The 26,284-nt window shown below is 59.0% G+C and carries 23 protein-coding genes; 18 read left to right on the plus strand and 5 right to left on the minus strand.

The window, feature by feature from the left end; genetic code table 11:
- The first annotated feature begins 45 nt into the window (after nucleotides 1–45).
- Complete coding sequence (locus PSH81_RS08680; RefSeq protein ID WP_305392332.1) at nucleotides 46–960, plus strand: DUF808 domain-containing protein; 915 nt, start codon at nucleotides 46–48, stop codon at nucleotides 958–960.
- Between the two features lie 53 nt (nucleotides 961–1,013).
- On the opposite strand, the gene PSH81_RS08685 is transcribed toward PSH81_RS08680, so the two are convergent.
- On the minus strand, nucleotides 1,014–1,802 hold the full coding sequence (locus PSH81_RS08685) for a VacJ family lipoprotein (RefSeq protein ID WP_192298814.1): 789 nt from the start codon (nucleotides 1,800–1,802) through the stop codon (nucleotides 1,014–1,016).
- Nucleotides 1,795–3,093, minus strand: coding sequence for a serine/threonine protein kinase (locus PSH81_RS08690; protein WP_192298815.1), 1,299 nt, complete (start codon nucleotides 3,091–3,093; stop codon nucleotides 1,795–1,797). Before PSH81_RS08690 ends, PSH81_RS08685 begins: the two co-directional genes overlap by 8 nt.
- A gap of 237 nt (nucleotides 3,094–3,330) precedes the next feature.
- On the opposite strand from PSH81_RS08690, the gene PSH81_RS08695 reads away from it, so the two are divergent.
- Complete coding sequence (locus PSH81_RS08695) at nucleotides 3,331–3,699, plus strand: hypothetical protein (protein ID WP_305392333.1); 369 nt, start codon at nucleotides 3,331–3,333, stop codon at nucleotides 3,697–3,699.
- 113 nt (nucleotides 3,700–3,812) lie between these two features.
- Here the strand turns inward: PSH81_RS08695 and PSH81_RS08700 are convergent, their stop codons facing one another.
- Nucleotides 3,813–5,366, minus strand: coding sequence for a glycosyl hydrolase family 17 protein (locus PSH81_RS08700; RefSeq protein WP_305392334.1), 1,554 nt, complete (start codon nucleotides 5,364–5,366; stop codon nucleotides 3,813–3,815).
- A 332-nt stretch (nucleotides 5,367–5,698) separates the two neighbouring features.
- Here PSH81_RS08700 and PSH81_RS08705 point away from each other — a divergent pair, with 332 nt between their 5' ends.
- The 3 genes from PSH81_RS08705 (at nucleotide 5,699) to PSH81_RS08715 (ending at nucleotide 8,793) form a co-directional block, all read left to right on the plus strand.
- Nucleotides 5,699–6,550: a glycine betaine ABC transporter substrate-binding protein gene (locus PSH81_RS08705; RefSeq protein WP_192298818.1), complete on the plus strand. Its 852-nt coding sequence runs from the start codon at nucleotides 5,699–5,701 to the stop codon at nucleotides 6,548–6,550.
- Between the two features lie 276 nt (nucleotides 6,551–6,826).
- Nucleotides 6,827–7,138: a DUF485 domain-containing protein gene (locus PSH81_RS08710; RefSeq protein WP_192298819.1), complete on the plus strand. Its 312-nt coding sequence runs from the start codon at nucleotides 6,827–6,829 to the stop codon at nucleotides 7,136–7,138.
- A complete protein-coding gene (locus tag PSH81_RS08715; RefSeq protein ID WP_192298820.1) occupies nucleotides 7,135–8,793 on the plus strand; it encodes a cation acetate symporter in 1,659 nt (552 codons plus the stop codon). The genes PSH81_RS08710 and PSH81_RS08715 overlap by 4 nt, the downstream gene beginning before the upstream one ends.
- Before the next feature lie 245 nt (nucleotides 8,794–9,038).
- Here PSH81_RS08715 and gltA read toward each other — a convergent pair whose 3' ends face one another.
- Complete coding sequence (gltA, locus tag PSH81_RS08720) at nucleotides 9,039–10,328, minus strand: citrate synthase (protein ID WP_226455447.1); 1,290 nt, start codon at nucleotides 10,326–10,328, stop codon at nucleotides 9,039–9,041.
- 331 nt (nucleotides 10,329–10,659) lie between these two features.
- Between gltA and sdhC the strand changes: the two genes are divergently transcribed.
- From sdhC to PSH81_RS08775, 11 genes are all read left to right on the plus strand, one after another.
- Nucleotides 10,660–11,070, plus strand: coding sequence for a succinate dehydrogenase, cytochrome b556 subunit (sdhC, locus tag PSH81_RS08725; protein WP_177429371.1), 411 nt, complete (start codon nucleotides 10,660–10,662; stop codon nucleotides 11,068–11,070).
- Nucleotides 11,064–11,432, plus strand: coding sequence for a succinate dehydrogenase, hydrophobic membrane anchor protein (sdhD, locus tag PSH81_RS08730; protein ID WP_016974690.1), 369 nt, complete (start codon nucleotides 11,064–11,066; stop codon nucleotides 11,430–11,432). Before sdhC ends, sdhD begins: the two co-directional genes overlap by 7 nt.
- A gap of 3 nt (nucleotides 11,433–11,435) precedes the next feature.
- The gene (sdhA, locus tag PSH81_RS08735) at nucleotides 11,436–13,208 is read left to right on the plus strand and encodes a succinate dehydrogenase flavoprotein subunit (protein WP_192298822.1); all 1,773 of its coding nucleotides are present in this window, start codon (nucleotides 11,436–11,438) and stop codon (nucleotides 13,206–13,208) included.
- A gap of 11 nt (nucleotides 13,209–13,219) precedes the next feature.
- The gene (locus tag PSH81_RS08740) at nucleotides 13,220–13,924 is read left to right on the plus strand and encodes a succinate dehydrogenase iron-sulfur subunit (RefSeq protein ID WP_003172807.1); all 705 of its coding nucleotides are present in this window, start codon (nucleotides 13,220–13,222) and stop codon (nucleotides 13,922–13,924) included.
- Nucleotides 13,925–14,185: 261 nt separating this feature from the next.
- Nucleotides 14,186–17,017: a 2-oxoglutarate dehydrogenase E1 component gene (locus PSH81_RS08745; protein WP_226455448.1), complete on the plus strand. Its 2,832-nt coding sequence runs from the start codon at nucleotides 14,186–14,188 to the stop codon at nucleotides 17,015–17,017.
- 44 nt (nucleotides 17,018–17,061) lie between these two features.
- Nucleotides 17,062–18,282, plus strand: a complete 1,221-nt coding sequence (gene odhB / locus PSH81_RS08750; RefSeq protein WP_192298824.1) for a 2-oxoglutarate dehydrogenase complex dihydrolipoyllysine-residue succinyltransferase — start codon at nucleotides 17,062–17,064, stop codon at nucleotides 18,280–18,282.
- A gap of 100 nt (nucleotides 18,283–18,382) precedes the next feature.
- Complete coding sequence (lpdA, locus tag PSH81_RS08755) at nucleotides 18,383–19,819, plus strand: dihydrolipoyl dehydrogenase (protein ID WP_305392335.1); 1,437 nt, start codon at nucleotides 18,383–18,385, stop codon at nucleotides 19,817–19,819.
- 204 nt (nucleotides 19,820–20,023) lie between these two features.
- Nucleotides 20,024–21,190 carry an ADP-forming succinate--CoA ligase subunit beta gene (sucC, locus tag PSH81_RS08760; protein ID WP_003233235.1) on the plus strand — a complete coding sequence of 389 codons (1,167 nt, stop codon included), beginning with the start codon at nucleotides 20,024–20,026 and terminating at the stop codon, nucleotides 21,188–21,190.
- Complete coding sequence (sucD, locus tag PSH81_RS08765) at nucleotides 21,190–22,071, plus strand: succinate--CoA ligase subunit alpha (protein WP_071496227.1); 882 nt, start codon at nucleotides 21,190–21,192, stop codon at nucleotides 22,069–22,071. The genes sucC and sucD overlap by 1 nt, the downstream gene beginning before the upstream one ends.
- 417 nt (nucleotides 22,072–22,488) lie before the next feature.
- Complete coding sequence (gene brnQ, locus PSH81_RS08770; protein ID WP_226455451.1) at nucleotides 22,489–23,802, plus strand: branched-chain amino acid transport system II carrier protein; 1,314 nt, start codon at nucleotides 22,489–22,491, stop codon at nucleotides 23,800–23,802.
- A gap of 247 nt (nucleotides 23,803–24,049) precedes the next feature.
- The gene (locus PSH81_RS08775) at nucleotides 24,050–24,787 is read left to right on the plus strand and encodes a DUF599 domain-containing protein (RefSeq protein WP_192298827.1); all 738 of its coding nucleotides are present in this window, start codon (nucleotides 24,050–24,052) and stop codon (nucleotides 24,785–24,787) included.
- An 89-nt stretch (nucleotides 24,788–24,876) separates the two neighbouring features.
- Here PSH81_RS08775 and PSH81_RS08780 read toward each other — a convergent pair whose 3' ends face one another.
- Nucleotides 24,877–25,128: a hypothetical protein gene (locus tag PSH81_RS08780; protein WP_192298828.1), complete on the minus strand. Its 252-nt coding sequence runs from the start codon at nucleotides 25,126–25,128 to the stop codon at nucleotides 24,877–24,879.
- A gap of 158 nt (nucleotides 25,129–25,286) precedes the next feature.
- Between PSH81_RS08780 and PSH81_RS08785 the strand changes: the two genes are divergently transcribed.
- Together PSH81_RS08785 and PSH81_RS08790 are read left to right on the plus strand one after the other, a co-directional pair.
- On the plus strand, nucleotides 25,287–25,763 hold the full coding sequence (locus PSH81_RS08785; protein ID WP_305392336.1) for a PaaI family thioesterase: 477 nt from the start codon (nucleotides 25,287–25,289) through the stop codon (nucleotides 25,761–25,763).
- Entirely contained in the window at nucleotides 25,760–26,212 is a 453-nt protein-coding gene (locus tag PSH81_RS08790; RefSeq protein ID WP_192298830.1) for a PaaI family thioesterase, read from the plus strand. The genes PSH81_RS08785 and PSH81_RS08790 overlap by 4 nt, the downstream gene beginning before the upstream one ends.
- The last annotated feature ends 72 nt before the right edge of the window (nucleotides 26,213–26,284 follow it).

Here is a 26,284-nt window from a genome sequence, read left to right on the forward strand (position 1 = left end):
CTGTCGGCCACCTATCCTCGGCAAAACTTTTCCGAGGAATGGAACATGGCAGGCAGCAGCTTACTGGTACTGATCGACGACATTGCCGCTGTGCTCGATGACGTTGCGTTGATGACCAAAATGGCCGCCAAGAAAACCGCCGGCGTGCTCGGCGATGACTTGGCGCTCAACGCCCAGCAGGTCAGCGGTGTGCGCGCCGAGCGGGAAATTCCCGTGGTGTGGGCGGTGGCGAAAGGGTCGTTCGTCAACAAGCTGATCCTGGTGCCCGCGGCGCTATTGATCAGTGCGTTCGCGCCGTGGGCGGTCACGCCGCTGCTGATGCTCGGAGGCGCCTACCTGTGCTTTGAAGGCTTCGAGAAGCTCGCGCATAAATTCCTGCACAGCAAGGCGCAAGACCAGGCCGAGCACGCGCAATTGGTCGAAGCCGTGGCGGACCCGGCGACCGATCTGGTGGCGTTCGAAAAGGACAAGATCAAAGGCGCGATCCGCACCGACTTTATCCTCTCCGCCGAAATCATCGCCATCACCCTTGGTACCGTGGCGGACGCGCCGCTGATGCAGCAGGTGATCGTGCTGTCGGGCATTGCCATCGTCATGACCATTGGGGTTTACGGCTTGGTGGCCGGCATCGTCAAGCTCGATGACCTGGGCCTGTGGCTCGCTCAAAAGCCAGGCCAAGCAGCGCGCAGCATCGGCGGCGCGATCCTGCGGGCGGCGCCATACATGATGAAGAGCTTGTCGGTGATCGGTACGGCGGCGATGTTCCTGGTCGGCGGCGGCATCCTTACCCATGGCGTGCCGGTGGTGCATCACTGGATCGAGACCGTCAGCCTGGGCGCGGGTGGGGTGGCGTGGTTGGTGCCGGTATTGCTCAATGGCCTGGCGGGGATTGTCGCGGGGGCGGTGGTGCTGGCGGTGGTCAGTGTGCTGGGCAAGCTTTGGAACACCGTGAAGGCTTGATCGTCGCGGCATAAAAAAAGGCCATTCTTTCGAATGGCCTTTTTTGTGGCGGGTTACTCGGCGATCTGCAACTTGCGTGATTCTGTATAGATGTAGCGCACCTTTTCATATTCGAACGGTGAGTTCATCTGCCCATAGCGGAAGCTGGTCTGGTAGCGCTTGTCTACCGCGCGCAGTGCCCAGATTTCCGGGTGGTTGGAGCTGACTTCGGACACGTTGAGGAAATTGATCTGGCTTTCGGCGCTGTAGTCGACGATCAGGCCGGTGGTGTCACGCAGGTTCGACGGGCCGAAGACCGGCAGAACCAAGTACGCGCCGCCGGGTACGCCGTAGAAACCCAGGGTCTGGCCGAAGTCTTCGCTCTGGCGCGGCAGGCCCATGGCGGTAGCCGGGTCCCACAGGCCGGCGATGCCGATGGTGGTGTTGAGCAGCAGGCGCCCGCTGGTTTCCAGGGAGCGATGGCCCTTGAGTTGCAGCAGGCTGTTCAACAGGTTGGGCACGTCACCCAGGTTGTTGAAGAAGTTGCTCACGCCGGTGCGCAGGAAGCTTGGGGTCACGTAGGTGTAGCCGTTGACCACGGGCAGGAACACCCATTGGTCGAAGCGGTAGTTGAAGTGGTACACGCGACGGTTCCAGGCCTCCAGCGGGTCGTAGACGTTGAGTGCGGTCAGCGACGAGCGTTCGAACTCACGCTGGTCCATACCGGGGTTGAACTTGAGCTTGGACAGTGGCTCCTTGAAGCCATCGGCGTCGACCTTGGTTGGTTCATGGGCCTTGCTGTTGTCGGCATTGGCCACGCCCGCACACATCAAGGCGGCGAGCAGCAGAAGATATTTAGCCACGGAAGAACTCCAGCATGGCGTCGGCGTTGACGCGGTAATTGAGGTTGCCGCAGTGGCCGCCCAGCGGGTAGACGGTCAAGCGATCGCCGAAGGTTTTACGCAGGAAACCCAGGTCGCCAGGGCCGAGGATCACGTCGTCGGCGTTGTGCATGACCGCGATTTTCTTGCTGTTGTGCAGGTAGTCCTTGAGGGCGTACAGGCTGACCTGGTCAACCAGTTGCAGCAGGCTGCCGCCGTCAGAGCGCGCGCGCCACATCGGGATCACTTGTTCGGTGAGGTAGCAGTCGAAGTCGCATTGCAGCGCACGCTTGAGGAACGGCGTGAGGCTGGTGCCTTCGGTGATCGGGTACTTCGGCGGGATGATCAGGCCGCGGCGGTTGATCAGGTCCGAGGTAAAGGCAATATCGGCCGCCGAGAAGCGGAACGAGGTGCCGATCAGCATGGCCATCTGTTCGTTGGTCAGGTGCTGCTTGGATTGCTGGAAGTCGTAGAGCAGGGCGTCGTTGAGGTCGATATAGCCCTTTTGCTGGAAGTAACGGGTCAGCTTGCTCAGCACCAATTCATAAAAGGTGGTGGTGTTGTTGATGCCCTTCACCTCGGTCTGTACCAGCTTGTCGAGGTTGGTGATCGAGGTGTAGAGGTTGACCGGCGGGTTCAGCAACAGGACTTTCTTGAAGTTGAAGCTGCGACGGGTCTCGTCCAGTTTGGCCACGAACGCCGCGTCCAGGCCGCCGAGGCTGTAGCCGGTGAGGTAGAAGTCGGTCACCGGCAAGGAGGCGTTTTGCGCACGCACGGCTTGCATCACGCGGTACATGTCTTCGGCGTCTTCCTGGGTGATCCCCGGGGTGGCGAAGCGCGAGGCGGCGCTGATGAAGTCGAAGCTGGTCGGCGACGACAGCTGCACCACATGGTAGCCGGCTTGGTAATACAGTTTTTTCAGGTATTCGTTGATGCTGCTGTCAAACCGCGCACCCGTGCCGGCGATCAGGAAGATCAGCGGTGCGGCGCGGTCCTGCTTGGCGATGCGGTAGGTGAGCTTCTTTACCGGCCAGAAGTTGTCGGGCAGGCTGAATTCGCGCTCGGGACGCATCGTCAGGGTGTAGTCGGACTGGTTGATCTCGTCGTCGCTCGGCAGTTTTGGCCGAAGGTCGGGCGGGGTAGTGGCGATGGTCGCTTCAAACGGGTTGGTCAAAGGGTAGCCATAGCTGGCTTGGTCAATATCGACCGCCAGTGCTGACGCACTCAGAAAAAGGCTGCCCAAGAGGGCGGCACAGCGCAAGGAACGGAGCATGACTAAATCCCTAAGAGGAAACGTGCTTAATGAAGTTCGCAGGCTATGACCACCGCGTTGTCGCCGAAGTGCCATCACTCGGCACGAAATGTCGGTAAATAACGTCGGAATCGGGGTAATAGTTGCCAGACGATACACTTTGCCACGCGTTGATGGACACAAATTGTGTGTATGCGCCTTGCTAACGGCTGCCGGAGCATTAAGCTGAGCGCCGTTTTTGCCTATCGGAGTGCCCCCATGTCCCGTCGTTTGCCGCTGATCCTGCTGCTTATTGCCCTGCCGCTATGGCTGGCCGCCAGTTATGGCGCGCGCTACGGTTTTATGGAGGATGGCAGCTGGGTGGGGATCTGCGCCGACGAAGCCGGGCGCTGGGAGTGCCAGTTGCGTTCGAACCTGGGCTTGATGATCCACTTCAAGGTGCTGGGCTGGGTGGCGTTGGTGGCGTCGCTCGTCGCATTTTTTGTGCCGGGTCGCGTGGGCTGGTGGCTGGCGTTGCTGGGGATGGTGTTCGGATTGCCGGCGCTGGCGTTGTACAACACCACGTTTGCGGTGTTTGCGCTGGTGATTGCGGGGTTGCGGTTGGTCAGGAAGCCTCGGGTTGCCTGATAGGGTCCCATCGCAGGCAAGCCAGCTCCCACGCTTGAGCACATTCCAAAAGATGTACTCGGTCAACTGTGGGAGCTGGCTTGTCGGGTCGCCGCATCGCTGCGATAGCGGTCTTAAGCCTTGCGTACCCGCAAGCAGCGCCACAATGCCCCTACCATCAACACGCTGACCAGTGCCCAGCCCCAAGCCTGCTGGTTCATCAGCCCCTCACGGTACAACTGCGGCGCAACGCCGGCGCCGATGATGAAGGCCAGCAAGGCGATCTCCCGGCGCGGACCAGTGACCGGACGCAGCAGGTAAACCAACGCCGGCAACACCAGCGCCGCACTTGGGAAGCTGCGATAACGCGGGTCAAACACCAACGCCAGCATCATCACGGCCCCCGCAAAACCGGCAATCGCCACTAGCCAGCCCGCACGTTGCTCCAGCCAGTTGAACGCCCGTTCACGCCAACCGTCCCGGGCACTCAAGGCCAGGGCGGCGTGGGCCAGTACCAGCAGGTTCAGCAGCACCAGCAAGCCGGCCCACACCCATTCATCACCAAAGCGTGCAGTGACGCGGGTGAGTTCGGCCCACGTCCCGATGGAGCAGGCCGCCACCGCGCCCAGCAGCGGCAGGGCAAGCGCGGCACGCGCGCTGCGCACGCGGCCACCCAGTGCCAATGTGCCCAGCAGGATCAGCCCGCCCACGCCCAGCCACAGCGGCCAGTACGGCACGTTGGTCACCGGCCCGGCGAGGATGCCCTTGTCCTGGCGGTCTGCATCGAACAGGCCCCAATAGCCACCTACGGCACCTTCACTGGCGCGTTTCCACGGCTGGTCAAACGCTTCGATCAGGTTGTAGTGCCAGCCATTGGCCTCGGCCATGGCTACAAAACCGCGCATGAATTTGGCCTCGTTGACCCGGCTCGGCACCGCGGTTTCACGCTGGCGGCCTTCGCTGGGCCAGCCGGTTTCGCCGATCAGCACATCCTTGGGCGCGAATTTGTTGCCAAAGGTCTGGCGCACATCGCCGACGTGCTTGAGCGCCTGGTCGATGCCGGACGGATCATCTTCCCAATAGGGCAACAGGTGAATGGTGAGGAAGTCCACTGCCGGGGCGATTTGCGGGTGTTGCAGCCAGAATTCCCACACATCGGCGTAGGTCACCGGCTGCTTGATCTGGCTTTTGACGGTGTGGATCAGCGCCACCAACTGCTTGGCGGTGACTTCCTTGCGCAACAGCGCCTCGTTGCCAACGATCACCGCGGTGACGACATCAGGGTTGGCGTTGGCCGAGGCGATCAGTTCGTTGATTTCCTTTTCGGTCGCGACGGGATCACTGCTGACCCAGGCGCCCGCCATGACCTTCAAGCCATGCTTGCGCGCCATCTCTGGCAGGGCTTCCAGGCCGGTCATGGAGTAGGTGCGGATGCATTCAAAACGGGTGGCCAGCAAGGCGAGGTCCGCGTCCATGCGTTCGGGGCGCAGCTTGAACGGCTGGTCGAACGGTGATTGGTCCTTGTCGAACGGCGTATAGGACGCGCATTGCATCTTGTGGCTGGCGCTGGCCACATCCGGCAGCACCACGGGACGGCCGAGGCCATACCAGTAACCGATCAGGGCCAGCAGGCCGAGGATCAAGGCGAAGAAGTAGGGTAGGGCAGGGAAGCGGGCAGTCGCAGGCATGGTCGGCTTATCTGGGAGAGCAAAGGCGCGCATCTTACCCGGATTTGGCCGGTCCCAGTGGGGCCGCATGATTTTGACATGCAAAGTTCGGGCGGAATTTTGACGTCATTTCCTACAAAGCCTCCTGCTGGCGTTGTGATGTCGTTTCTTGCTTGGGTAAGGTCGCTGACAGAGCAGGTTCCAAGTCCCGACGGGTTGATGATCGAGGTGTCAGCACTCCACTGACGCCGCAGCAGCCGGATCGATGCGCGTGATGGGAGCGCGGCGCACCACATAACAACAGGTTGACGTCGCTCGGCATCCGCCGGGCGCAGCACTTTCGGGGAAGTACGATGAAGATGCGACGACTCTTGGGCGCAGCTGCCACTCTGGTAGTTGCGATGAGCTCCACACTGGCCAGCGCCGACAGCAAAACCCTGAGCATCGGTTACGTGGACGGCTGGTCCGACAGCGTTGCCACCACCCACGTGGCGGCAGAGGTGATCAAGGCCAAGCTCGGTTATGACGTGAAACTGCAAGCGGTCGCCACCGGGATCATGTGGCAGGGTGTGGCTACCGGCAAACTCGACGCCATGCTCTCCGCCTGGCTGCCAGTGACCCACGGTGAGTACTGGGCCAAGAACAAGGACAAGGTGGTCGACTACGGCCCCAACTTCAAGGATGCAAAAATCGGCCTGATCGTGCCGGAGTATGTGAAAGCCAAGTCCATCGAAGACCTCAAGACCGACACCACCTTCAAGAACAAGATCGTCGGCATCGACGCCGGTTCAGGCGTGATGCTCAAAACCGACGAAGCCATCAAGCAGTACGGCCTCGATTACAAACTGCAAGCCAGCTCGGGCGCAGCGATGATCGCCGAACTGACCCGCGCCGAAGACAAGCAGGAATCCATTGCGGTCACTGGTTGGGTGCCACATTGGATGTTTGCCAAGTGGAAACTGCGCTTCCTGGAAGATCCAAAAGGCGTTTATGGCGCTGCCGAGACCGTCAACAGCATCGGCAGCAAGGGCCTGGAGGCGAAAGCGCCGGAAGTCGCGGCCTTCCTGAAGAAATTCCAGTGGGCCTCCAAGGATGAGATCGGCGAAGTCATGCTGGCAATCCAAGAGGGCGCCAAGCCCGATGCAGCAGCCAAGGATTGGGTAGCCAAGCACCCTGAGCGTGTTGCCGAGTGGACCGCTAAATAACCCTTCGCCTGTAGCAACAAGCACGCCGCCAACCTAATGTGGGAGCGGGCTTGCCCGCGATTGCAGTGTGTCAGCCGATCGATTCGGTACTGACACGCCGCCTTCGCGGGCAAGCCCGCTCCCACACTTATTTGACCCTTTGCAAATCCTCCAGCGTTCACGCAATCCCTCGCTACACTCGATCTAAGACTAAGGTCGTCTGGAACCTCTACGGCAGCCGCATACAGTGGATACGTTCCAAAATAATAAAAAAGCTGTGCTGCGAGGATAAAAACAATGAACGACAGCATTTACCTCTCGATTCAAAACAGCCCGCGTTTCAAGGAGCTGGTGAGAAAAAGGGAACGATTCGCCTGGATTCTCTCGGCGATCATGCTCGGGCTTTACTCCGCTTTCATCCTGTTGATCGCCTACGGGCCACAAGTGCTGGGGGCCAAGATCAGCCCCGGTTCCTCGATTACCTGGGGTATTCCCCTGGGCGTCGGGCTGATTGTGTCTGCCTTCGTCCTGACCGGCATCTACGTGCGCCGCGCCAATGGCGAATTCGACGACCTGAACAATGCGATTCTCAAGGAGGCTGCGCAATGATCGGGCGTCTACTGGCAGTATTCGTCGCTTCGCTGTTTGCTCCGGCCCTCTGGGCTGCGGACGCATTGACCGGTGAAGTGCACAAGCAACCCCTGAACGTGTCGGCCATCGTGATGTTTGTCGCGTTTGTCGGCGCCACCCTGTGCATCACCTACTGGGCGTCCAAGCGCAACAAATCGGCGGCCGACTACTATGCGGCCGGCGGCAAGATCACCGGTTTCCAGAATGGCCTGGCGATTGCCGGTGACTACATGTCGGCGGCGTCCTTCCTGGGGATTTCCGCGCTGGTGTTCACCTCCGGCTACGATGGCCTGATCTACTCGATCGGTTTCCTGGTGGGCTGGCCGATCATTCTGTTCCTGATCGCCGAGCGCCTGCGTAACCTGGGCAAGTACACCTTTGCCGACGTGGCGTCCTACCGCCTCGGGCAAACCCAGATCCGCAGCCTGTCGGCCTGTGGCTCGCTGGTGGTGGTGGCGTTCTACCTGATCGCGCAGATGGTGGGTGCGGGCAAGCTGATCCAACTGCTGTTCGGCCTGGACTACCACGTTGCGGTGATCCTGGTGGGCATCCTGATGTGCATGTACGTGCTGTTCGGCGGCATGCTGGCGACCACCTGGGTGCAGATCATCAAGGCAGTGCTGCTGCTGTCCGGTGCCTCGTTCATGGCGCTGATGGTGATGAAGCACGTCAACTTCGATTTCAACGTGCTGTTCTCCGAGGCGATCAAGGTTCACCCGAAAGGTGAAGCGATCATGAGTCCTGGCGGCTTGGTGAAAGACCCGATCTCGGCATTCTCCCTTGGCTTGGCACTGATGTTCGGTACCGCCGGCCTGCCGCACATCCTGATGCGCTTCTTCACCGTAAGCGACGCCAAGGAAGCGCGTAAGAGCGTGCTGTACGCCACTGGTTTCATTGGCTACTTCTATATCCTGACCTTCATCATCGGCTTCGGCGCGATCCTGCTGGTCAGCACCAACCCGGCGTTCAAGGATGCAGCAGGCGCCTTGCTCGGTGGCAACAACATGGCGGCGGTGCACCTGGCCAACGCGGTGGGTGGCAGTATCTTCCTGGGCTTCATCTCGGCGGTGGCGTTCGCGACCATCCTCGCGGTGGTTGCCGGCCTGACCCTGGCCGGTGCGTCGGCGGTGTCCCATGACCTGTACGCCAGCGTGATCAAGAAAGGCAAGGCCAACGAGAAAGACGAGATTCGCGTGTCGAAGATCACCACCGTGGCCTTGGGTGTATTGGCGATCGGTCTGGGTATCCTGTTCGAAAGCCAGAACATCGCGTTCATGGTTGGCCTGGCGTTCTCCATTGCCGCCAGCTGTAACTTCCCGGTGTTGCTGCTTTCCATGTACTGGAAAAACCTCACCACCCGTGGCGCGATGATTGGCGGCTGGTTGGGCCTGGTCAGTGCCGTTGGCCTGATGATCCTCGGTCCGACCATCTGGGTCTCGATCCTGCACCATGAAAAAGCCATCTTCCCTTATGAGTACCCGGCGCTGTTCTCGATGGTCATTGCGTTCATCGGCATCTGGTTCTTCTCCATCACCGACAAGTCGGCGGCGGCAGAGAAGGAGCGTGCACTGTACTTCCCGCAGTTTGTGCGTTCGCAGACTGGCCTGGGGGCGAGTGGGGCGGTCAATCACTAAGGTTGTAGCTGGATAGGAAAATGCCCCGGTCGCAAGGCCGGGGCATTTTTTTGTCTGGGGTTATGGGGTGTCTGGGCTGTCGCCATCGCAGGCAAGCCAGCTCCCACATTTGACTGAGTACATCCCTTGGAATGCAGTCGAATGTGGGAGCTGGCTTGCCTGCGATGGCGATGGTGCCGGCGACACAAACAAAAACGGCCTCCACTAAGGGAGGCCGTTCTCGATCCAGCTAAGCAGGTGAATGCTTACTTGCGATCTTCCAGCTTGGTGATGTCACGCGACTCGTAGCCGGTGTACAGCTGGCGCGGGCGGCCAATCTTGTACGGGCTGGAGAGCATTTCTTTCCAGTGGGAGATCCAGCCCACGGTCCGCGCCAGGGCGAAGATCACGGTGAACATGCTGGTTGGAATGCCGATCGCCTTCAGGATGATCCCCGAGTAGAAGTCGACGTTCGGGTACAGCGAGCGTTCGATGAAGTACGGGTCGGTCAGGGCGATCTCTTCCAGGCGCATGGCCAGTTCGAGTTGCGGATCGTTGTTGATGCCCAGTTCCTTCAACACTTCGTCGCAGGTCTGCTTCATGACGGTGGCGCGTGGGTCGCGGTTCTTGTAGACCCGGTGACCGAAGCCCATCAACTTGAACGGATCGTTCTTGTCCTTGGCCTTGGCGATGAACTTGTCGATGTTCGAGACATCGCCGATTTCATCGAGCATGGTCAATACGGCTTCGTTCGCACCGCCGTGGGCAGGGCCCCACAGTGCGGCGATGCCGGCGGCGATACAGGCGAACGGGTTGGCACCCGAGGAGCCTGCCAGGCGCACGGTGGAGGTCGATGCGTTCTGCTCGTGGTCGGCGTGGAGGATGAAGATCCGGTCCATGGCCTTGGCGAGCGTCGGGCTGATCGGTTTGATCTCGCACGGGGTGTTGAACATCATGTGCAGGAAGTTTTCCGCGTACGTCAGGTCGTTGCGCGGGTACATCATGGGTTGACCCATGGAGTACTTGTAAACCATTGCGGCCAGGGTCGGCATCTTGGCAACCAGGCGGATCGCGGAAATTTCGCGATGCTGCGGGTTATTGATGTCGAGGGAGTCGTGATAGAAGGCCGACAGGGCGCCGACCACACCGCACATGACGGCCATTGGGTGGGCGTCGCGACGGAAGCCATTGAAGAAGGTCTTCAACTGCTCGTGAACCATGGTGTGGTTCTTCACGGTGCTGACGAACTGGGCTTTCTGCTCGGCTGTTGGCAGTTCGCCATTTAGCAGCAGGTAGCAGGTTTCCAGGTAGTCCGATTTCTCGGCCAGTTGCTCGATCGGGTAGCCGCGATGCAGCAAAATGCCATTATCACCGTCGATGTAGGTGATCTTCGACTCGCAAGAGGCGGTCGACATGAAGCCTGGGTCGAATGTAAAACGGCCCGTGGCCGTCAGGCCCCGTACGTCGATAACATCGGGACCAACGGTGCCGGTTAAAATGGGCAGCTCGACGGGGGCTGCGCCCTCGATGATCAACTGCGCTTTTTTGTCAGCCATGTGGCCTCCTATTTATGCTTCAAATCATCAGACAGACCCCCCACGCAGGGCCCGCACCACTATATTGATATAAATCCAGATGTCAATTTGCCTAAAGTCTTGCACCAGAAGGCTTTAACCGTACTTTTTCCTCGAAATTGCCTGCCATTTACGCCTTTTATACCGCCAGCGCAATCAGCTATTAGGGTGAGGCAGGCGCGTTGTCATTAGTAACCTAACTGTCTATACTCGGCCACCGACCGCCAAGGGCTTTTGGGCTTGCTTTCATTGGGGGTCGCACTCCCTGGGTGGTGCTACCTGACCAGTGCACTCCCCTACAACTTTGCCCTGATTGTTAGGGGCTCTTCAGTGTGAAAAAAAAGCCGTGAAGAATAGCCAACGACCTGTAAACCTAGACCTAAGGACCATCAAACTCCCCATCACCGGCGTTACGTCGTTCCTGCACCGTGTTTCCGGCATCATCCTGTTCCTGGGCTTGGGCATCATGCTTTACGCATTGAGCAAATCCCTGGGTTCCGAGGAAGGTTACGCCGAGGTGAAGGCATGCTTGACCAGCCCGCTGGCCAAGTTCGTAGCATGGGGCCTCCTGTCCGCTCTGCTGTATCACCTGGTAGCCGGTGTGCGCCACTTGATCATGGATGCGGGTATCGGTGAGACGCTGGAAGGCGGCCGCCTGGGCTCGAAAATCATCATCGCCATTTCCGTGGTGCTGATCGTTCTGGCAGGAGTTTGGATATGGTAACCAGCGTTACGAACCTTTCGCGTTCGGGCCTCTATGACTGGATGGCACAGCGTGTGTCTGCGGTCGTTCTCGCGGCTTATTTCATCTTCCTGATCGGATACCTCGTCGCAAATCCAGGCATCAGCTATGAGCAATGGCACGGCCTGTTTTCCCATAATGCGATGCGAATCTTCAGTCTGCTGGCCCTTGTAGCCCTGGGCGCTCACGCCTGGGTCGGCATGTGGACCATCGCGACCGACTACCTGACGCCAATGGCGCTGGGCAAGTCCGCGACCGCAGTACGTTTCCTCTTCCAGGCAGTCTGCGGCGTCGCGATGTTCGCTTACTTCGTCTGGGGTGTGCAGATTCTTTGGGGTATCTGATCCATGGCTAACATTCCAACTATTTCATTCGACGCCATCATTATTGGTGGTGGCGGTGCCGGCATGCGCGCTGCGCTGCAGCTGGCACAGGGCGGTCACAAGACTGCCGTGATCACCAAGGTGTTCCCGACCCGTTCCCACACCGTATCGGCCCAGGGTGGCATCACCTGCGCCATCGCCTCCGCCGACCCGAACGATGACTGGCGCTGGCACATGTACGATACCGTCAAGGGTTCCGACTATATCGGTGACCAGGACGCTATCGAATACATGTGTCAGGAAGGCCCGGCTGCGGTGTTCGAGCTGGACCACATGGGTCTGCCGTTCTCCCGTACCGAACAGGGTCGTATCTACCAGCGTCCATTCGGCGGCCAGTCGAAGGATTACGGTAAAGGCGGGCAGGCTGCCCGTACCTGCGCCGCTTCCGACCGTACCGGTCACGCGCTGCTGCACACCCTTTACCAGGGCAACCTGAAAGCCGGTACCACGTTCCTGAACGAGTACTACGCGGTTGATCTGGTGAAGAACTCGCAAGGCGAGTTCGTCGGCGTGATCGCGATCTGCATCGAAACCGGTGAAACCACCTACATCCGCGCCAAGGCTACCGTGCTGGCGACTGGCGGTGCAGGCCGTATCTACGCTTCGACCACCAATGCCCTGATCAACACCGGCGACGGCGTTGGCATGGCACTGCGTGCCGGCGTGCCGGTGCAAGACATCGAAATGTGGCAGTTCCACCCGACCGGCATCGCCGGCGCTGGTGTACTGGTTACCGAAGGTTGCCGTGGTGAAGGTGGATACCTGATCAACAAGCACGGCGAGCGTTTCATGGAGCGTTATGCTCCGAACGCGAAAGACCTTGCTGGTCGTGACGTTGTGGCCCGTTCGATGGTTAAAGAAATCATCGCCGGCAACGGCTGTGGCCCGAATGGCGACCACGTACTGCTGAAGCTCGATCACCTGGGCGAAGAAGTCCTGCATAGCCGCCTGCCAGGTATCTGCGAGCTGTCCAAGACCTTTGCTCACGTTGACCCGGTGGTTGCTCCGGTTCCGGTTGTTCCGACTTGCCACTACATGATGGGCGGCGTGCCGACCAACATTCATGGCCAGGCGATCACCCAGAACGCCGAAGGCGAAGACGAGATCATCCACGGCCTGTTCGCGGTAGGCGAAGTGGCTTGCGTATCGGTTCACGGTGCCAACCGTCTGGGCGGCAACTCGCTGCTCGACCTGGTGGTATTCGGCCGTGCTGCCGGCCTGCACCTGGAAAAAGCGCTGACCGACGGCATCGAATACGATGACGCCACCGACGCCAACATCGAAGCTGCCCTGGCGCGTCTGAACGCTCTGAACGAGCGTACTGATGGCGAAGACGTAGCAACCCTGCGTCGCGAGCTGCAAAGCTGCATGCAGAACTACTTCGGTGTGTTCCGTACCGGCGAGTACATGCAGAAGGGCATCGCCCAGTTGGCCGACCTGCGCAAGCGCATCGCCAACGTCAAGATCAACGATAAGAGCCAGGCGTTCAACACCGCTCGTATCGAAGCCCTTGAGCTGCAAAACCTGCTGGAAGTGGCCGAAGCGACCGCAATCGCTGCCGAGGTTCGTAAAGAATCCCGTGGTGCCCACGCCCGTGAAGACTTTGAAGATCGCGACGACGAAAACTGGTTGTGCCACACCCTGTACTTCCCGGGTGACAAGCGCGTAACCAAGCGTGCCGTGAACTTCTCGCCGAAGACGGTTCCGACGTTTGAACCGAAGATTCGGACTTACTAAGGGTGGCTGCCATGTTGAAAGTCAGTGTTTATCGCTACAACCCTGATCAGGACGCTGCGCCGTTCATGCAGGAATTCCAGGTCGATACCGGTGGTAAAGACCTGATGGTGCTGGATGTGTTGGCACTGATCAAAGAGCAGGACGAAGGTTTCTCTTATCGTCGCTCTTGCCGTGAAGGTGTGTGCGGTTCCGACGGCATGAACATCAACGGCAAAAACGGCCTGGCGTGCATCACGCCGCTGTCCGCCGTGGTTAAAGGTAACAAGCTGATCGTTCGTCCGCTGCCAGGTTTGCCGGTTATCCGTGACTTGGTTGTCGATATGAGCATCTTCTACAAGCAATACGAGAAAGTTAAGCCGTTCCTGCAAAACGACACGCCGGCTCCGGCCATCGAACGTCTGCAGTCCCCGGAAGAGCGTGAGAAACTTGACGGTCTGTACGAGTGCATTCTGTGCGCTTGCTGCTCGACTTCTTGCCCATCCTTCTGGTGGAACCCGGATAAATTCCTGGGTCCAGCTGCCCTGCTGCAAGCGTACCGCTTCCTGGCAGACAGCCGTGACACCAAGACCTCCGAGCGTCTGGCTTCACTGGATGACCCGTTCAGCGTATTCCGCTGCCGCGGGATCATGAACTGCGTCAACGTATGTCCCAAAGGCCTGAACCCGACTAAGGCCATTGGTCACATCCGTAACATGCTGCTGCAAAGCGGCGTGTAACTGACGTTGTAGCAAAGCAGGACCGTTGTGCCCGTAAATGCTGCGGCGCAGGCTTCAACCGGCGCCGTAGTTTTAACTTGAGCAGCGACTTACAAAGCCGCAGCTCTTATTTTGAAGAAATGAGACAAGCAGGGGCATTCGGGTTGGTACCCGAACTATCAGCGTGATCCTAAGTGGCTTGTTTTGGTCGCTGCACTTGGCCTTTTGCAAGCAAACTCGGTGTTTTCGCCGGTGGTGTCCCCAAATCGAGGGTGACCAAGCATGCAAGAAAGCGTGATGCAGCGCATGTGGAACAGCGGCTATCTTTCAGGTGGTAACGCTGCCTATGTGGAAGAGCTTTATGAGCTCTACCTGCACGACCCTAACGCTGTGCCAGAAGAATGGCGCACCAAATTTCAGACGTTGTCTTCAGACGGCAACGCTGCCACCGATGTATCGCATGCAACAATTCGCGATCAATTTGTGCTGCTGGCAAAGAACCAGCGCCGCGCCCAACCGGTTTCCGCCGGCAGCGTGAGCAGTGAGCATGAGAAGAAGCAAGTTGAAGTACTGCGACTGATCCAGGCTTACCGGATGCGTGGCCACCAGGCGGCCCAGCTTGACCCGCTGGGGCTCTGGCAGCGTCCTGCACCTGCTGACCTGTCGATCAATCATTACGGCTTGACCAATGCCGATCTTGATACGACCTTCCGTGCCGGAGACCTGTTCATCGGCAAAGAGGAAGCGAGCCTACGCGAAATTCACGAAGCGTTGCAGCAGACATATTGCCGCACCATTGGCGCTGAGTTCACGCACATCACCGATTCCGAGCAACGCCACTGGTTCCAGCATCGTCTGGAAGGCGTGCGTGGTCGTCCGGTATTGTCCGCTGACGTACGTAGCCACCTGCTTGAGCGCGTGACCGCTGCCGAAGGCCTGGAAAAATACCTGGGCACCAAATACCCAGGTACCAAGCGTTTTGGTCTGGAAGGCGGCGAAAGCCTGATCCCGATGCTCGACGAGCTGATCCAGCGTTCCGGTTCCTATGGCACCAAGGAAATCGTGATCGGCATGGCTCACCGTGGTCGTCTGAACGTGTTGGTCAACACCTTCGGCAAGAACCCGCGTGAACTGTTCGACGAGTTCGAAGGCAAGAAGAAGGTCGAGCTGGGTTCCGGTGACGTTAAATACCACCAGGGCTTCTCGTCCAACGTGATGACCACCGGCGGTGAAGTTCACCTGGCCATGGCCTTCAACCCATCCCACCTGGAAATCGTTTCTCCAGTGGTCGAGGGTTCGGTCCGTGCGCGCCAGGATCGTCGCAACGACGCGACCGGTGAAAAAGTCCTGCCGATTTCCATCCACGGTGACGCGGCATTCGCCGGTCAAGGCGTGGTCCTGGAAACGTTCCAGATGTCGCAGACTCGCGGCTTCAAGACCGGCGGCACGGTTCACATCGTCATCAACAACCAAGTCGGCTTCACCATCAGCAACCCGCTGGACGCACGCTCTACCGAGTACGCCACCGACGTTGCCAAGATGATCCAGGCACCGATCCTCCATGTGAATGGCGATGATCCGGAAGCCGTGCTGTTCGTGACCCAACTGGCTGTCGACTACCGCATGCAGTTCAAGCGTGACGTGGTGATCGACCTGGTTTGCTACCGCCGTCGCGGTCACAACGAAGCCGACGAACCAAGCGGCACCCAGCCGTTGATGTACCAGCAGATCACCAAGCAGCGCACCACCCGTGAGCTGTACGCCGAAAGCCTGACGAAGGCCGGTGTGGTTGACGATGCACGTGTTCAGGCGAAGATCGATGAATACCGCAACGCGCTGGACAACGGTCTGCACGTAGTGAAAAGCCTGGTCAAAGAGCCGAACAAAGAGCTGTTCGTCGACTGGCGTCCATACCTGGGTCACACCTGGACCGCGCGTCACGACACCTCGTTCGATCTGAAAACCCTGCAGGAACTGTCTGCCAAGCTGCTGGAAATTCCGGAAGGCTTCGTCGTACAGCGCCAGGTTGCGAAGATCTACGAAGACCGTCAGAAGATGCAAGCCGGCGGCCTGCCGATCAACTGGGGTTATGCCGAAACCATGGCATACGCGACCCTGGCGTTCGAAGGTCACCCGATCCGCATGACCGGCCAGGACATCGGCCGTGGTACGTTCTCGCACCGTCACGCGGTATTGCACAACCAGAAAGACGCGGGCACCTACGTGCCACTCAAGCACCTGTACGAAGGCCAGCCACGTTTCGACCTGTACGATTCGTTCCTGTCCGAAGAGGCCGTGCTGGCGTTCGAATACGGCTACTCCACCACCACGCCTAACGCGCTGGTTATCTGGGAAGCCCAGTTCGGCGACTTCGCCAACGGTGCCCAGGTGGTTATCGACCAGTTCATCACCAGCGGCGAGCACAAGTGGGGCCGCCTGTGCGGTCTGACCATGCTGCTGCCACACGGTTATGAAGGTCAGGGGCCGGAGCACTCCTCGGCCCGTCTGGAGCGTTACCTGCAGTTGTGCGCCGAGCACAACATCCAGGTGTGCGTGCCGACTACGCCGGCCCAGATCTACCACTTGCTGCGTCGCCAGGTGATCCGCCCGCTGCGCAAGCCGCTGGTAGTGCTGACTCCGAAATCGCTGTTGCGTCACAAATTGGCCATCTCGACCCTGGAAGATCTGGCCGAAGGCTCGTTCCAGACCGTGATTCCAGAAATCGATGCATTGGACGCGGCCAAGGTGACTCGCTTGGTCCTGTGCAGCGGCAAGGTCTACTACGACCTGCTGGAAAAACGTCGTGCCGAAGGCCGCGAAGACATCGCCATCGTGCGTATCGAGCAGCTTTACCCGTTCCCGGAAGACGACCTGATGGAGGCCATCGCGCCTTACACCAACCTCACCAATGTGGTGTGGTGCCAGGAAGAACCGATGAACCAGGGCGCGTGGTACAGCAGCCAGCATCACCTGCGTCGCAGCATCGGCAACCATAACAAGGCCCTGGGCCTTGAATACGCCGGTCGTGATGCTTCTGCTGCACCTGCGTGTGGTTATGCGTCGATGCACGCCGAGCAGCAGGAAAAACTGCTGCAAGATGCTTTCACTGTTTAACGCCTTCGCGCTGACTGAAACCGAATTTTAAGGACACACAGATAATGGCTATCGAAATCAAAGCCCCGTCATTCCCGGAATCGGTTGCCGATGGCACCGTTGCCACCTGGCACAAGAAACCAGGCGACGCTGTAAAGCGTGACGACCTGATCGTCGACATCGAGACCGACAAAGTTGTTCTGGAAGTGTTGGCCGAGGCTGACGGCGTGCTGGGCGCAATCGTGGCTGAAGAGGGCGCTACCGTCCTGTCGAACCAGGTTCTGGGCTCGATTGAAGAGGGTAGCGCTGCTGCCGCTGCTCCTGCCGCCGCTGCACCAGCTGCTTCGGCACCTGCTGCCGCCCCGGCTGCTGGCGCTGAAGACCCGATCGCTGCTCCAGCTGCGCGTCAACTGGCTGAAGAAAACGGCATCAACCTGGCTTCCATCAAAGGCACCGGCAAAGACGGCCGTGTGACCAAGGAAGACGTGGTTGCTGCTGTTGAAGCCAAGAAAAACGCTCCAGCTGCCGCGCCTGCCAAGGCTGCTGCCCCGGCTGCCGCTGCCCCTGTGTTCGCTGCCGGCGACCGCACCGAGAAGCGCGTACCGATGACCCGTGTACGTGCCACCGTGGCCAAGCGCCTGGTTGAAGCACAGTCGAACATGGCGATGCTGACCACTTTCAACGAAGTCGACATGACCGAAGTCATGGCCCTGCGTTCGAAGTACAAGGATCTGTTTGAGAAGTCCCACAACGGCGTGCGCCTGGGCTTCATGTCGTTCTTCGTGAAAGCGGCCACCGAAGCGCTGAAACGCTTCCCGGCTGTCAACGCTTCCATCGACGGCAACGACATCGTTTACCATGGCTACGCAGACGTCGGCGTAGCGGTGTCCAGCGACCGTGGCCTGGTGGTGCCGGTCCTGCGTAACGCCGAACTGATGAGCCTGGCTGAAATCGAAGGCGGCATCGCCACCTTCGGCAAGAAAGCCCGTGACGGCAAGCTGACCATCGACGAGATGACCGGCGGTACGTTCACCATCACCAACGGTGGTACCTTCGGTTCGATGATGTCGACCCCGATCGTCAACCCGCCACAAGCTGCGATCCTGGGCATGCACAACATCATCCAGCGTCCGATGGCCATCAACGGCCAAGTCGTGATCCGCCCGATGATGTACCTGGCACTGTCTTACGATCACCGCCTGATCGATGGTAAAGAAGCCGTGACTTTCCTGGTGACCATCAAGAACCTGCTGGAAGACCCGGCTCGTCTGCTGCTGGATATCTGATATAAGCAGCGTCAAGTTGCGAGCTGCAAGCTGCAGGAAAAAGCAGCTTGGCTTGCAGCTTGACGCTTAAAGCTTGTCGCTAAATAGAGGATCTATTTTCATGTCGCAGAAATTTGACGTTGTAGTGATTGGTGCAGGTCCTGGCGGCTATGTTGCCGCCATCAAGGCCGCACAACTGGGCCTCTCGACTGCTTGCATCGAAAAATACACCGACAAGGAAGGCAAACTGGCACTGGGCGGTACTTGCCTGAACGTCGGTTGCATTCCTTCCAAGGCGCTGCTGGACAGCTCCTGGAAATTCCACGAAGCCCAAGACGGCTTCGCGATCCACGGCATCAACCATGCTGGCGTGACCATGGACGTACCAGCAATGGTCGGCCGTAAAGCCAACATCGTTAAAGGCCTGACTTCCGGCGTTGCGACCTTGTTCAAGGCCAACGGCGTCACTTCCCTGCAAGGCCACGGCAAGCTGCTGGCCGGCAAGAAAGTTGAAATCACCAAGCCAGACGGTTCGACCGAAATCATTGAAGCCGAGAACGTAATCCTGGCTCCAGGTTCGCGTCCAATCGACATTCCACCGGCTCCAGTCGACAACAACGTGATCGTTGATTCGACCGGCGCCCTGGAATTCCAGGCTGTTCCCAAGCGTCTGGGCGTGATCGGCGCTGGCGTGATCGGCCTGGAACTGGGTTCGGTATGGTCCCGCCTGGGTGCCGAAGTGACTGTGCTGGAAGCCCTGGACACGTTCCTGATGGCTGCCGACACCGCCGTTTCCAAAGAAGCACTGAAAACCCTGACCAAACAAGGTCTGGACATCAAGCTGGGCGCTCGCGTGACCGGTTCGAAAGTCAACGGTGAAGAAGTTGTCGTCAACTACACCGACAAGGATGGCGAAAAAACCATCACTTTCGACAAGCTGATCGTAGCCGTGGGTCGCCGTCCAGTGACCACCGACCTGCTGGCAGCCGACAGCGGCGTGACCCTCGACGAGCGCGGTTACGTGCACGTTGACGATCACTGCGCAACCTCCGTGCCTGGCGTGTACGCCATCGGTGACGTGGTTCGCGGCATGATGCTGGCGCACAAGGCTTCCGAAGAAGGCATCATGGTTGTCGAGCGCATCAAGGGCCACAAGACCCAGATGAACTACGACCTGATCCCTTCGGTTATCTACACCCACCCGGAAATTGCATGGGTCGGCAAGAACGAACAGCAGTTGAAAGCTGAAGGCGTTGAAGTTAACGTCGGCACCTTCCCGTTTGCCGCTTCTGGCCGTGCCATGGCAGCGAACGACACCGGTGGTTTTGTCAAAGTCATCGCTGATGCCAAGACTGACCGCGTATTGGGCGTCCACGTGATTGGCCCGAGCGCTGCAGAACTGGTTCAGCAGGGCGCGATCGGTATGGAGTTCGGCACCAGTGCCGAGGACCTGGGCATGATGGTCTTCTCCCATCCGACCCTGTCCGAAGCATTGCACGAAGCAGCGTTGGCAGTGAATGGCGGCGCCATCCACATCGCCAACCGCAAGAAGCGCTAAGCGAGATAATAAGAAACCACGGCGGAGTTGCCCGTCGTGAGCCTTGTGCGCAAGACTCACCGCGGAATATCCGCTGGACGCAGCCTTGCGCAGCTTTACGGGCCTTGAGCCCCGCAAGTTGCGCAAGCAGCAGTCACAGGTGGCGCGGCACTCATAATGAGCGCAGCGCCGAATGCGCAGTACCTAACGAAGACGGTAAAAAGCATGAATCTTCACGAGTATCAGGGTAAGCAGCTGTTCGCTGAATACGGCCTGCCAGTATCCAAGGGCTACGCAGTAGACACCCCGGAAGCAGCAGCAGAAGCTTGCGACAAAATCGGTGGTACCGAGTGGGTTGTCAAAGCCCAGGTCCACGCTGGTGGTCGCGGTAAAGCGGGCGGCGTTAAGCTGGTTCGCAGCAAAGAAGACGCCAAGGCCTTCGCACAGCAGTGGCTGGGCAAGCGTCTGGTGACTTACCAGACTGATGCCAATGGCCAGCCAGTCACCAAGATCCTGGTTGAATCGTGCACTGATATCGCTAAAGAGCTGTACCTGGGCGCTGTCGTTGACCGTTCGAGCCGTCGCATCGTGTTCATGGCTTCCACCGAAGGTGGCGTGGACATCGAGAAGATCGCTCACGAAACCCCAGAAAAAATTCTGAAAGCCACTATCGATCCACTGGTCGGCGCTCAGCCATTCCAGGGTCGCGAGCTGGCTTTCCAGCTGGGCCTGGAAGGCAAGCAAGTTGCCCAGTTCGCCAAGATCTTCGTGGGTCTGGCCAAACTGTTCCAGGATCACGATCTGGCCCTGCTGGAAGTGAACCCGCTGGTGATCAAGGCCGACGGCGATCTGCATTGCCTCGATGCCAAGATCAACATCGACGCCAACGCCATGTACCGTCAGCCTAAGCTGAAGACTTTCCACGATCCGTCGCAAGACGATCCGCGCGAAGCGCACGCTGCCAAGTTCGAACTGAACTACGTAGCCCTGGAAGGTAACATCGGTTGCATGGTCAACGGTGCTGGCCTGGCCATGGGTACCATGGACATCGTCAACCTGCATGGCGGCAAACCAGCCAACTTCCTCGATGTGGGCGGTGGTGCTACCAAAGAACGCGTAACCGAAGCTTTCAAGATCATCCTGTCCGACTCCAACGTCGCTGCAGTACTGGTCAACATCTTCGGCGGCATCGTTCGTTGCGACATGATTGCCGAAGGCATCATCGGTGCAGTGAAAGAAGTCGGCGTTAAAATCCCGGTTGTTGTTCGCCTTGAAGGCAACAACGCTGAACTGGGCGCTAAAGTACTGGCAGAAAGCGGTTTGAACATCATCGCGGCTACCAGCCTGACCGACGCTGCTCAACAAGTTGTCAAAGCTGCGGAGGGCAAATAATGAGCGTCCTGATCAATAAAGACACCAAAGTTATCTGCCAGGGTATTACCGGTTCCCAAGGTAGTTTCCACACCCAGCAAGCCATCGAATACGGCACCAAGATGGTTGGTGGTGTAACTCCTGGTAAAGGCGGCACCGAACACCTGGGCCTGCCAGTGTTCAACACCGTGAAAGATGCTGTAGCTGCCACTGGCGCCACTGCCAGCGTGATCTACGTTCCAGCTCCTTTCTGCAAGGACTCGATCCTGGAAGCAGCATTCGGCGGCATCAAGCTGATCGTGTGCATCACCGAAGGCATTCCTACCCTGGACATGCTGGACGCTAAAGTTAAGTGCGACGAGCTGGGTGTTACCCTGATCGGCCCTAACTGCCCAGGCGTGATCACTCCAGGCGAATGCAAGATCGGCATCATGCCAGGTCACATTCACTTGCCAGGTAAAGTCGGTATCGTTTCCCGTTCCGGCACCCTGACCTACGAAGCGGTCAAGCAGACCACTGACGCCGGTTTCGGTCAGTCGACTTGCGTCGGCATCGGCGGTGACCCGATCCCAGGCTCGAACTTCATCGACATCCTGAAACTGTTCCAGGAAGACCCGAAGACCGAAGCGATCGTGATGATCGGTGAGATCGGCGGTTCGGCTGAAGAAGAAGCGGCTGCCTACATCAAGGCACACGTGACCAAGCCGGTTGTTTCCTACATCGCTGGTGTGACTGCCCCTGCTGGCAAGCGCATGGGCCATGCTGGCGCAATCATCTCTGGCGGCAAAGGCACTGCAGACGAGAAATTCGCTGCGCTGCAAGACGCAGGCGTTAAAACCGTGCGTTCGCTGGCAGACATCGGCAAGGCCCTGGCCGAGCTGACCGGTTGGGCTGTCAAGTAAGCCTCGCGCTTAACTGACGCTTCACCAACACAAAGGCCACCTTCGGGTGGCCTTTGTGCATTCTGGATCTGGTGAAGATCAAAAATGTGGGAGCGGGCTTGCTCGCGAATGCGGAGTGTCAGATTCAGATAAGTTGACTGATACACCGCATTCGCGAGCAAGCCCGCTCCCACATTGGATTGGTCTGCCAGGTTAAGTATGAAAACGCGACATTTGGATGTCGCTTATCGGACAGTACGCCCCGCAACAGTGCGCTTGTCAGCCAAATTCTGTACCCTAGCCGCCTCTTTATGCGTGTGCCTCCCAAAAGGAAGCCCCGCGCTAGACCGGTCGACCCCCATCAGGGCCGACAGTAGTTCCCTCATCCACAGGGAATCCCTCTCTAAATTCCGATTCAGTAGTGTGGTATTTCCCGAAATGAAAGTGTTGAAAAGCCAGGATGTCCTGGCGCTGGGCTTTATGACCTTTGCCCTGTTCGTGGGCGCCGGCAACATCATCTTCCCGCCTATCGTAGGTTTGCAGTCCGGGCCTCATGTCTGGATGGCAGCGCTGGGCTTCCTGATCACCGCAGTGGGTTTGCCGGTGGTTACCGTGATCGCCCTGGCCAAGGTCGGCGGCGGTATGGACGCGTTGAGCAGCCCGATCGGCAAGATCGCCGGTGGCCTGCTCGCGGCGGCGGCGTATCTGGCGGTAGGGCCGCTGTTCGCCACCCCGCGTACCGCGACCGTGTCCTTTGAAGTGGGCCTGGCGCCGCTGACTGGTGAAAGCCCGCTGGCACTGTTGCTCTACAGCTCGGTGTACTTCCTGGTGGTGTTCTTCGTTTCCCTGTATCCGGGGCGTTTGCTGGACACCGTTGGGCGTTTCCTGGCACCGCTGAAGATCATCGCGCTGGCCGTGCTCGGCATTGCCGCGTTTGCCTTGCCGGCCGGTGACGTGGGCGTCGCTACCCCCGAATATGTCGCTGCACCGTTTTCCCAAGGCTTTATCCAGGGCTACCTGACCATGGATACCCTGGGCGCCCTGGTGTTTGGCATCGTGATTGTCAATGCCATCCGCTCCCGTGGCGTCGAGTCGCCGAAGCTCATCACCCGTTACGCCATCATTGCGGGCTTGATTGCCGGCGTGGGCCTGGCCCTGGTGTACTTCAGCCTGTTCCGCCTGGGCTCGGGCAGCCATGCCGTTGCCGCCGGTGCCAGTAATGGCGCAGCGGTGCTCCACGCTTACGTGCAACACACCTTTGGTTCCCTGGGCAGCGGCTTCCTGGCGGTGCTGATCTCCCTGGCTTGCCTGGTGACAGCTGTAGGCCTGACCTGTGCCTGCGCCGAGTACTTCAGCCGTATCCTGCCGCTGTCCTACAAGACGCTGGTGGTGATTCTGGCGCTGTTCTCGCTGTTCGTGTCCAACCTGGGCCTGACCAAGCTGATTGCGTTCTCGATCCCGGTACTCACCGCGATCTACCCGCCGTGCATCGTGCTGGTGGCGTTGAGCTTCTGCAAAGACTTCTGGCAGGAGCAGGGCCGTATCGTGGGGCCGGTGATGCTGGTGTCGTTCATCTTTGGCTGCATCGATGCGCTCAAGGGTGCAGGTTTCGCCGACTGGTTGCCTGCACAGTTGACCAACCTGCCGCTGAGCGAGCAAGGCCTGGCCTGGCTGGTGCCGTCGGTGATGGTGCTGGGAGTGGCCGTGGTAATTGACCGTCTGTTGGGCAAGCGCAGCGAAGCGATCGCTTGATCCGCTGAACGCGCTATCGAAAAGCCCTGTATCAATCGATACGGGGCTTTTTTTATGGGCGGCTGGCAGTGTCTTTTTGCCTGGGCTAGCGTCGAATAGGTTAAGAAAAATTCAAGTTCAAACGCGGTCAGTGTGGGAGCTGGCTTGCCTGCGATAGCGGACTGTCAGTTGGCACAACAGTGACTGAGCAGACGCCATCGCAGGCAAGCCAGCTCCCACCCTGATCGCGCTCGTCATAGGGGCCCGCATGTCGTTCATCGAAACCAATCAGATCCACCTGCTTGCCGCCTTCTGGTTCGCCCTGTGCTGGGGTGGCTACACCCGCTATGCCACCTGGAAGGCCCGGGACACGGCCTGCCTGGCCAGTGTGCTGCATCTGTATCGCGAAGACTGGATGCGCCGCATGCTGATGCGCGACAACCGCATCGCCGACGCCAGCGTGATCGGCAACCTGGAGCGTAACGCCTCGTTCTTCGCTTCCAGTACCTTGATCATCCTCGCCGGTATTCTCACGGTGCTGGGCGCCTCGGAGCGGGCGGTGTCGCTGTTGGCGGACATTCCGATGGTGCAGCAGGCATCCCAGGGTATGTCCGAGATCAAGTTGCTGTGCCTGGCACTGGTGTTCGTCTACGCCTTCTTCACCTTTAGCTGGTGCATGCGCCAGTACAACTTTGCGGCAGTGCTGGTGGGTTCTGCGCCGATGATCGGTGAGCGGCACGTGTCCGAGCAGGAACGTCAGGCGTTCGCCCTGCGAGCGGCGCGCGTGATTTCCATGGCCGCCAACCAATTCAACTTTGGCCTGCGCTCTTACTACTTCGGCATGACCATGCTGGCGTGGTTTGTCAGCCCCTGGTTGTTCATGCTGATGAGCAGCGGGGTGGTGCTGGTGCTGTATCGCCGGGAGTTTCATTCCGACGTACTGCAAGTGATGGTGTTTACCCCGACCGATACGGCACAGCCGGAGGCGGTTAAAGAGCTGGCTTGATTAACGTTTCAACTCAAACAGCAGCCGCAAAAAAGCCCGCTATCTAAGCGGGCTTTCTTTTTGCAGTCAGGCTATTTCAAACCGCGGTCTCAAGAACCGGTGGCTGGAGTAGCAGGTGCTGCTTCTTTTGCTGCAGCGGCGTTCGATTCAGCCTGAGCTTTGGCAGCTTCGGCGTTTTCTTTCGCAGCGTCGTTCACTTTATCCTGAGCCTTCGACATGTCTTTCTGAGCTTGCTCGGAATGTGCAGCAGCGTCTTGGGCTTTGTCTTCGGATTTTTTGTCGCAGGCAGCCAGACCGAGGGCAGCGGCCAGCATCATGGAAATAGCTAAAGTCTTGCGCATGGGTTGTTTCTCCTTATTGAAGATATCTACTGGCCTTTCGAGCATGGGGCTCCAGCATTAGTTCCTTTTGTTTCACAGATATATAAACCACTGACTTAAAGGAACTTTTTCCGGCGCCACCGATAGCCTCGATCAACACTAATAAGAGTCTCGAACGAATGACCGAAAACCCTTTGTTAGAGCGCGCGGCGCGCTTTTTATCGGCCTTGCGCCATTGCCAGGTGCTGGGCATTACCGCCCATGGGGCCAGCGGGGAGGGTATTACGCTGCTCATGCCGTATGCCCCGCACCTGGTCGGCGACCCGCACACCGGCGTGATCCACGGCGGCGCCTTGACCTCCTTGATGGACACCGCTTGCGGCATGGCGACCCTGTGCGTCCTGCCGGAGTTCGAGGTGTGTCCAACCCTCGACCTGCGCATCGACTACATGCATCCCGCCGAACCCCACAAGCCGGTGTACGGCTTCGCCCAATGCTACCGGGTCACCACCGACGTGATCTTTACCCGCGGCTTCGCCTATCAGTATGACCCGCAGCAACCCATCGCCCATGTGGTGGGTACGTTTATGCGTATGGGCAAGCGGCTTAAAGGCACACAAGGATTGGGCAGCACCATCCAGGGAGCACAGGCATGACCCATCGATTCAAGACCCGCCTGGAACAGGCCCACGCACGCGGCAACTATGCAGCGCTGCTGGAGCAGATCCCCTACGCCAGACTGATCGGCATCGAATGCACCCGTTTGGGCGATGAGTTGCTGTTTCGCTTGCCGGCCAGTAAGGACAATATTGGTAACCCCATATTGCCGGCGCTCCACGGCGGCGTGATCGCAGGCTTCATGGAATTGTCGGCGGCGCTGCACCTGCTGGTGTTCACCGGCGCGCCGGGGTTGCCGAAAATCATCGATTTCTCCCTGGATTACCTGCGCGCGGGCCAGTTTCGCGACACTTACGCCAAATGCCAGGTGTGGCGCCAGGGCCGACGGGTGGCGAATGTCGCGATCACCGCGTGGCAGAGCACCGCGGCGGAACCGATTGCCACTGCCCGTGCGCATTTCAAAATCGAGGAAGCGAGCCGCCCTTGAAATCCTGGTCTTAGCCCCCAACTTTGATGACAACCCGCCGCCAACCCTCAAGGGCGCGGCCACTGCCATCCA

It is taken from the genome of Pseudomonas sp. FP2335 (assembly GCF_030687535.1).
Lineage (GTDB): Bacteria > Pseudomonadota > Gammaproteobacteria > Pseudomonadales > Pseudomonadaceae > Aquipseudomonas.